A 6,985-nucleotide genomic window follows, 5' to 3' on the forward strand; every position below is an offset into this window, starting at 1 on the left:
GGCACCATTTAAAAGGAGAAAAAATGAGACGAATTTTTTTGTTGAGCCTTATGGCTATCGTAGGTTTGGGTCTTGCCGGATGCGGAGAGGACGAAAAAGAGCCAAGAACAATTTCTTATTTCAAAGAAAATCCGCAAATAGCTAAAGAACGTATTGCTGAATGCAAAAAAATGGAACGCAGAAGCGAAAAGGTTGACAAAGATTGCAGAAACGCTTCTTTGGGCTTTGAGCAAAGTAAAAACTAAAATGATCAAATTTCTGAAAGTAGTAGCGCAAATGCGCTAATAATGGTCTTTCTGAAGCGGAATTTAAAGAGAGAAAGAGAACAGAATTCTTAATGGCGAGCATTAAGTAGCTTCAATTTTTTCAAATTTCTTTGCAGCTTTTGCAGCCGCGTGCGTTCAAACGTCCGATATGACTTTTGTCGCGAGCGGCTCGACAAAAACCTTACTTGACTCGCTACGCTTACGCAGCGTTTAAATTTAATATCGTTGCGGCTACGCTAAATTTTAAAATTTCAAACTCGCCGTTTAAAGAGCCGTCATCTGCGCGAGTGCGCGTAGGCGGGCGCATGCAAGAAACAGCCTCGAGCGCTGTTTTATCGCGGGCCCCGTCCGCATCAAGTCATACCGAGCCACGCCCAAGCCCCAAAGCTCATGCGATTGCCAATTTCGCTATCGAGCCGTACCGTGAAGCCCGCGCCCAAACTCGCGCGGCTTACCAATGCCGCTCGGTAAAATTTAAAATTTCATCCGGGCCGGCTCGCCGCTCTACGCAGGCTCCGCCGCCGAGGAATTTAAACTTTGTTTTGCTATAATCGGGCTAAAATTCCAAAGGTCGCCTATGAAAATTTTACTCTACGTCGCGCTCGGCTTGTTTCTTGCCGCCTGCGCGCAGGTCCCGCTGCCCGCCGAAAATACCCATGCCGCAAACGGCGCTATCGTAAAGGATACCGCCAATTCTACCGGTACAGGCAATGCCGCCAAAAATTCCGCCCCGTCCGAGATTTCCGCGACAAAAAACAGAGCCTCCGCGAATGCTGCCGCTAAAAATTCCACCGCGTCTTCTATGCGCGAAATTTGGAGATTGCTAGAAAATGCCGATCGAGCGCTGCTTGCCAAAGAGATCTCTCGCGCCGAAGAGCTTGCCGTGCGGGCACAGGAGCTTAGCGAGCTAAAGCACATCGAAGTAGGGCGGATTTTTAGCAGATTTGTCCGTGCGCGGATCGCCCTGCAGCGCGGCGATACCGACGCCGCCGTCTCGCTGGCGACGGACGCAAACTCCATGCGAAGCGGGGTGGCGGAGATATATGCCGATGCCGTAAATTACGAGAGCGCTTATACATTCGGGCACATCTACGAGGCTCGCGGCGATCGTAAGGGTGCTGCGCGCGAATATCAGCGAGCGCTGTTTATTTGGACTATGTTTTTGCAGAGCGATCCCGTGCGTGCGGAGGAAATTTTCGCCCGACTGCAAACGCTCACACCCGATCCCTACGAGGCCGAAGGCAGAGCTAGCGGCGCGTGCGAGTATCTGCGCGCCAAGGCTAGCTCCGCTTTGAATGAGCCCGCACCCGAGCCCAAACGTCGCGCACTGAGGGATTTGGCCGTATGGGAGGCGCACTGCTTGCATCTGCGCCCGTTTATAGATGATGGATCGGACGAGCGCGCGCGTAGGGCTTCGCTCGCGCGGGATTACGCGCAGCTGTATGCGGGGCTAGGCGAGTGTGCCGCAGCGCTAGAGCATCTGCTTGCCGCAGCGGAGCTCTCGGATGCGACGGATCCCGATACGGGCAGGCTTTATCTACAGATCGCACGACAATTTTTGACGATTTACAAAGAGGCGGGCGCGAGTAAAATTTCTGCGAGCTATGCACAGAAAAATCTAGCTGCGGCGCAGGATTACGCGGACAGATCGGTAAAGCTCTACGAGGGCATGCGCGGCACCGCCTACGAGCACTCGGGCTACGACGGACACGAAATTTTAGGCGAGATCGCGATGATACGCGGCGATCCGTCTGCGGCGCTGGGGCATTTTACGGCAATGAGAGACGATGCGGCGGCGCTTTTGGCATATCAGCAGCTACCGGCTTACAAAGAGGCCCTAGTCCACGCGCTAGAGCTACTAGCGCAGTGCTACGATGCGCTAAAAGATAGCAAGAACAAAGCGGCGGTTCTGCGCGAGCTTAGGAAGCTAAAGAAGGGCTAGCGGGTTACCGGGCGGCGGCATTTCGTGAAATTTTGCCGTTGCGCTGCGATGAATTCGGCTTGGGGCGTTGCGCGGTTTGAGCGCCTAGGACGCGGCGAAATTTTATTTCGTTTGGGGGCGGTGCGGGCTTGCGGCGGATTTAGACTGCATGGCGGAGCTCACGTTTTTGAGACCCGATTTTGAAAGCAAAATTTTTATACCCGCGCCGTAGATTTGAAGCAGCATCCGTGCCTGCGCGGCGATTTATCTTCGCATCGCACCGTCTTTACAATTGCGGTCATTAAAAGCCGCAATTTTGCTAGCGTATGAAGCTTTGTGGGCGCTTTTGAGTGCGCTATGATTGTGGTTCGGTGCCGCGGCGAGCTAGAGCTGGCTTTGGGGACTGCTTGTGCGTCAGTCGGGCGCCGTTTTATCGCAGACCTCGTCCGTACCGAGCCGCCTTAAAGCTCCAAAACTCACGCGATTTCTAATTTTGCTATCGAGCCGCACCGAACCACAGCCAAACTCGCGCGGCGAAAATCTAAATTTACGCTATAATCTTGCAAAGCGGAGCGTAGAACTCCTGCTGCGCGTGCGCGACGAAATTTAAACAAAGGCCCACAAATTCGGGCTTCTTAGCTTTCGCGCGGCTGCGGCGTAACGCTAAATTTAACGGAGGGCGCATGGATAAAGAGCGGTATATTTTTGAGAAATTTAGATCGAAGCTTAACGGCGATGATTGCGCCGTGATCGGCGAACGGGCGTATTGCAAGGATCTTTTTGTCGAGGGCGTGCACTTCCGCCGCGGCTGGCTGAGCCTGCGCGAGATCGGTGCAAAGGCGATGCTCGTAAATATCTCGGATATGATCGCGACGAACGCGCGCGCCAAATACGCCCTGCTGGGGCTTGCACTGCCGCGCGAGATCGGTACGCGCGAGATCGACGAGCTATGCGCGGGCGTGAGCGAAACGGCGCGGGAGTGGGGCATACGGATCATCGGCGGCGACACGATCGGCTCGGATCGCATCGCGCTTAGCGTGAGCCTGATCGGCAAGTGCAAGCGCCCCGTGTTTCGCAGCGGCGCGCGCGTAGGCGATCTCATTGCGCATACTGGCGAGCTGGGTAGCGTCGGGCGCGATCTGACGGTGCTTTTAAGAGATGAAATTTTACCCGCTAGCTCGCAGACGCAAAACCGAAACGATAAAATTTCGTCGCTGCAAGGCCCAAGCGATGAGGTACGAAGCTCGGGCGATAAAATTTCGCCTGCTCGCGCCGAGCTACAGAGTCTGTACGCCGAAACTTCGGCAATGCAAATTTTGGACCTTGAGCCGCAAAGTCTGGACGATAAAATTTTGCCTGCGTACGTCGAGCCGCCGAGCCTGGACGCCGAAAATTCGGCGCAAAATTCTGTGTCGCAGAGCAGAGACGATCACAAGAGCCCTACGGCGCAAAGCCTCGCATGCGAAAATTCTATGTCGCAAAGCTTTGCAGGCGAAAATCCTGTGCCGGGTAGTGGTTCATATCGCTTGCGCGAGGATCTGCGCACAAAAATTTCAAAGAATTCGCGCTTCGTCAGGCCCGTCTTGCGCGATAAGTTTGTTTACAAGGCGGCGAAGCTCATCAGCGCGGCGATGGACATTAGCGATGGGCTCGCGCAGGACTTGCCCCGACTGCTAGAGGCTAGCGGCGTGGGTGCGCGCTGGATCGCCCGTCCTAGCGAGGCTGCGATGCAAAGCGGCGAGGAGTATGAGATTTTGTTTAGCTTCGCACCGAAATTTTTGCCCAAAATCTACGCGATTGCCGCTAAGGCGGGCGTTTCGATCAATATCATCGCCGAGGTTTGCCCGCGCACGCCGCAAAGCTCGATGGAATTTCGCGGCAGCTCACACCACTTCGAGTCTTGAAATTTGCCGCGACCGCTTTAAATTTTAAGGCACGGGGTTTGGATTTCAGTTCGAAACGGCACGCAAAGCGAGTAAATTTTACTTAGTAAGTGAGCTACGGCGTGCTTTATACCAAAGAATTCGCGGTTTTTGGCATTTTCCGAATGGGCGAGAGATGGGATGCGGCTCGCAAGGGTGCTGCGGCTAGCGGACATGAGCCTCAAATAGGTAAATTTCATATCCAAAGCGTTCGACGCTTCAAGCCTTGCGTTTAAATTTAATCTACAACTATAAGCCGAATTTTAATCTGTCCAATTTAAATATCCGCGCAGACGGCGTACATCGCGGTTCCGTCGTTTGTCGCACTCACGGCATATAGGTGCCCGCCCTTACCGTCACGCCGTGCCCGCGAAACTCCGCGCCCTGCATCGTAAGAGGATATGATTTTAGCATTTGCGGCTCCTTAAAATTTGAAGCGATTATAGCTTAAATTTGGGCGCGAATTTTAAAATTTTGTATGCACGTTAAAATTTTACGGCGTGCACGTTAAATCATACGATGCACACGCTAAAATTTTACGGCGCGCGGCATGGAATTTCAAATTTTGCGGAGCCGCGGAATTTGAAATTTGAAATTTCGCCTCTTCACGTAGCCTACACGCAAGCTCGCTATCATACCGCTACAAAATTTACAAAGGAGCCGTATGAGGGAGATCGTAAAAAAATTTGTCGCAGGCGACGCGGATATTATATTCGCCAGACTTTCCGTTATCATCGTGCTTGCCGTGATGGGCAACTACAAGTGGTTTGAGTTCGAGGTGGAGGCTTTAAAGCCGCTCTTTTCGCAGACGTGGCTTTCGTTTTTGCCGTCAGCGCTCGGGGACGCCGGCGCGAGCTATTTTTTGGGCGTGGTGGAGACCGTGGGCTATCTCTCGCTCATCGCGGGCTTTTTCAAGCCGAAGACGGGCATCGTGGGCGATCTCATCGTGATCGTCATGGCGCTGAGCACGCTCAGCCTACTGCCGCAGCTAGGCAAGATCGACGGCTTTATCTTTAAAGACCTATTCCTGCTGGGCCTCGGCTTGATGCTGCTAAAATACGACCTGGCGCGCCTTTGCCGCGGAGAAAAAAGCTGCGATTGAGCCGTCAAAACATACTGGCGTCGGTTCCGACGCAACACTAAATGATCGCGCACGGCGAGCTTGAGGCGTTTTGATTTAAAGCCTGCTTTGCCGGCGGGGGCGTGCTTGAGCTTGCTTGCGTAGCGCCGTTTAAAATACGGCCGCGCGCTAAAATTTTATGACGCGCGGTTGAAATTTATCGAGCTGCAGTAATTAAATTTCGCCAACGCTCAAACTCAAATTTATAAAATTTAAATCGACCTATCAGATTGTGCCACAAATTGAGTCGCGTTAAATTTGACAGCGAAAGCTTAATTCTAATCTCAAAGTATTAGATTTATATCCGGCTGAATTCGCATTTGATTAAGCGAAACGAAAAGCGCAAAGTTATATCATTTCTTAGAAATTCTGCAATTTTTTCGAAAGGGCGAGATATGAAGCACTTTTCACTCTCAAAGGCCGTTTTTATGGCGGCGAGTCTGGCCCTGCTCGGGCTAACGGCTGCGAATGCGCAGGAGAAATTTAGCCCGGTTATCGTCATTCACGGCGGCACCAGCGGGCTTGATCTAACCAAGGAGGAATTTAAAATCCGCGAAGAGCCGATGAAAAAAGCGCTTTTAGCGGGTCAAGCCGTGCTTGAACGGGGCGGCAGCGCGATGGATGCCGTAACGGCGGCGATAATGGTGCTTGAGGACGATCCGAATTTCAACGCGGGCAAGGGCGCGGTATTTACCGCCGACGGATTTAACGAGCTCGACGCCTCGATCATGGACGGCTCGACCAAAAAAGCGGGCGCGGTCGCGATGGCGAGGCATATCAAAAACCCAATCCTAGGCGCCAGGATCGTGATGGATAAGACGTGGCATACGCTAGTTGCGGGCGAGGGAGCCGACAAGCTCGCTAAAGAAAACGGCCTAGAGATGGTCGATCAGAAGTACTTTTTCACGCAGTTTAGATACGACGCGCTGCAAAAGGCTAAAGAGAAACAAAAGCTGCTACTTGATAGCGAAAAGGCGAAAAAGACGTCGTTAAATTTGCACGAGCGCCCGTATCTTGGCACCGTGGGCGCGATCGCGCTGGATAAAAACGGCAACCTAGCCGCAGCGACCAGCACCGGCGGCATGACCAACAAAATGACCGGCCGCATCGGCGATAGCCCGATAATCGGCTCGGGAACCTACGCAGATAACGACTCGGTGGCGGTTTCTTGCACCGGCACGGGCGACATCTACATGCGCGTAAACGCCGCGCACGAGGTCTCAGCTCTTTATAAATACAAAACGCAAGACGTGCAAAAAGCCGCCGAAGAAGCGGTAAAAGAGGTCAAAGCGCTCGGCGGCAGCGGCGGTATCATCTCGATCGACAAGCACGGACATACCGGCTTTGCGTGGACGAAAGACAAGCTTGGCATGTATCACGGCGAGGCAAGACTCGGAGCCAAACCGATCGTTTATTGGCCGCTTGGCGAGAAATAAGCGTAAATTTAGCCCCTTTGCGGGGCTAAATTTAAATCAAATAGCGAGAATAATACGCTTTTTATCACACGTCTATCAAATTTGGCGCCCTCATCGATCAAGCGCTTTGACAAGGCCAAATTCGGTTAAATTTTACTTTCAGTACCTTGACAAAGCGCGAATTTTCTATTTAAAATCGGCTCTCTTTAACTCAGGCTCAAATCAAGGGGTATTAAGTTCCGCTGGGCCTTAAATTTTACCGAAATCCATATTTTTTGATACCAAGGCGCTAAAATTTTAGGTAGAATATCGCCACATAAAATCAAGGCGGTAAAATGAGA

6 protein-coding genes are annotated in these 6,985 nt (G+C 52.3%); 5 read left to right on the top strand and 1 reads right to left on the bottom strand.

What is annotated here, in order from left to right:
* From Q0605_RS07925 to Q0605_RS07935, 3 genes are all read left to right on the top strand, one after another.
* Positions 1–245 (top strand): EexN family lipoprotein (locus Q0605_RS07925; RefSeq protein ID WP_298705881.1); only part of this gene is annotated, 245 nt, incomplete at its 5' end.
* 598 nt (positions 246–843) lie between these two features.
* The gene (locus Q0605_RS07930) at positions 844–2,208 is read left to right on the top strand and encodes a hypothetical protein (protein WP_298705884.1); all 1,365 of its coding nucleotides are present in this window, start codon (positions 844–846) and stop codon (positions 2,206–2,208) included.
* 662 nt (positions 2,209–2,870) lie between these two features.
* Positions 2,871–4,091, top strand: a complete 1,221-nt coding sequence (locus Q0605_RS07935) for a thiamine-phosphate kinase (RefSeq protein WP_298705887.1) — start codon at positions 2,871–2,873, stop codon at positions 4,089–4,091.
* Positions 4,092–4,108: 17 nt separating this feature from the next.
* Here the strand turns inward: Q0605_RS07935 and Q0605_RS07940 are convergent, their stop codons facing one another.
* The gene (locus Q0605_RS07940; RefSeq protein WP_298705890.1) at positions 4,109–4,309 is read right to left on the bottom strand and encodes a hypothetical protein; all 201 of its coding nucleotides are present in this window, start codon (positions 4,307–4,309) and stop codon (positions 4,109–4,111) included.
* A 464-nt stretch (positions 4,310–4,773) separates the two neighbouring features.
* Between Q0605_RS07940 and Q0605_RS07945 the strand changes: the two genes are divergently transcribed.
* Both Q0605_RS07945 and Q0605_RS07950 read left to right on the top strand, forming a co-directional pair.
* On the top strand, positions 4,774–5,211 hold the full coding sequence (locus Q0605_RS07945; protein ID WP_298705893.1) for a DUF417 family protein: 438 nt from the start codon (positions 4,774–4,776) through the stop codon (positions 5,209–5,211).
* A gap of 413 nt (positions 5,212–5,624) precedes the next feature.
* Positions 5,625–6,665 (top strand): isoaspartyl peptidase/L-asparaginase, encoded by a 1,041-nt coding sequence (locus tag Q0605_RS07950; protein ID WP_298705896.1) that lies wholly within the window; start codon positions 5,625–5,627, stop codon positions 6,663–6,665.
* Positions 6,666–6,985 lie beyond the last annotated feature (320 nt).

The sequence above is a fragment of the uncultured Campylobacter sp. genome, from assembly GCF_938017705.1.
Lineage (GTDB): Bacteria > Campylobacterota > Campylobacteria > Campylobacterales > Campylobacteraceae > Campylobacter_B.

Coding starts and splice junctions, on each gene's coding strand:
- Q0605_RS07935 (WP_298705887.1), top strand. CDS start 2,871: ATGGATAAAGAGCGGTATATTTTTGAGAAATTTAGATCGAAGCTTAAC.
- Q0605_RS07930 (WP_298705884.1), top strand. CDS start 844: ATGAAAATTTTACTCTACGTCGCGCTCGGCTTGTTTCTTGCCGCCTGC.
- Q0605_RS07950 (WP_298705896.1), top strand. CDS start 5,625: ATGAAGCACTTTTCACTCTCAAAGGCCGTTTTTATGGCGGCGAGTCTG.
- Q0605_RS07945 (WP_298705893.1), top strand. CDS start 4,774: ATGAGGGAGATCGTAAAAAAATTTGTCGCAGGCGACGCGGATATTATA.
- Q0605_RS07940 (WP_298705890.1), bottom strand. CDS start 4,309: ATGAAATTTACCTATTTGAGGCTCATGTCCGCTAGCCGCAGCACCCTT.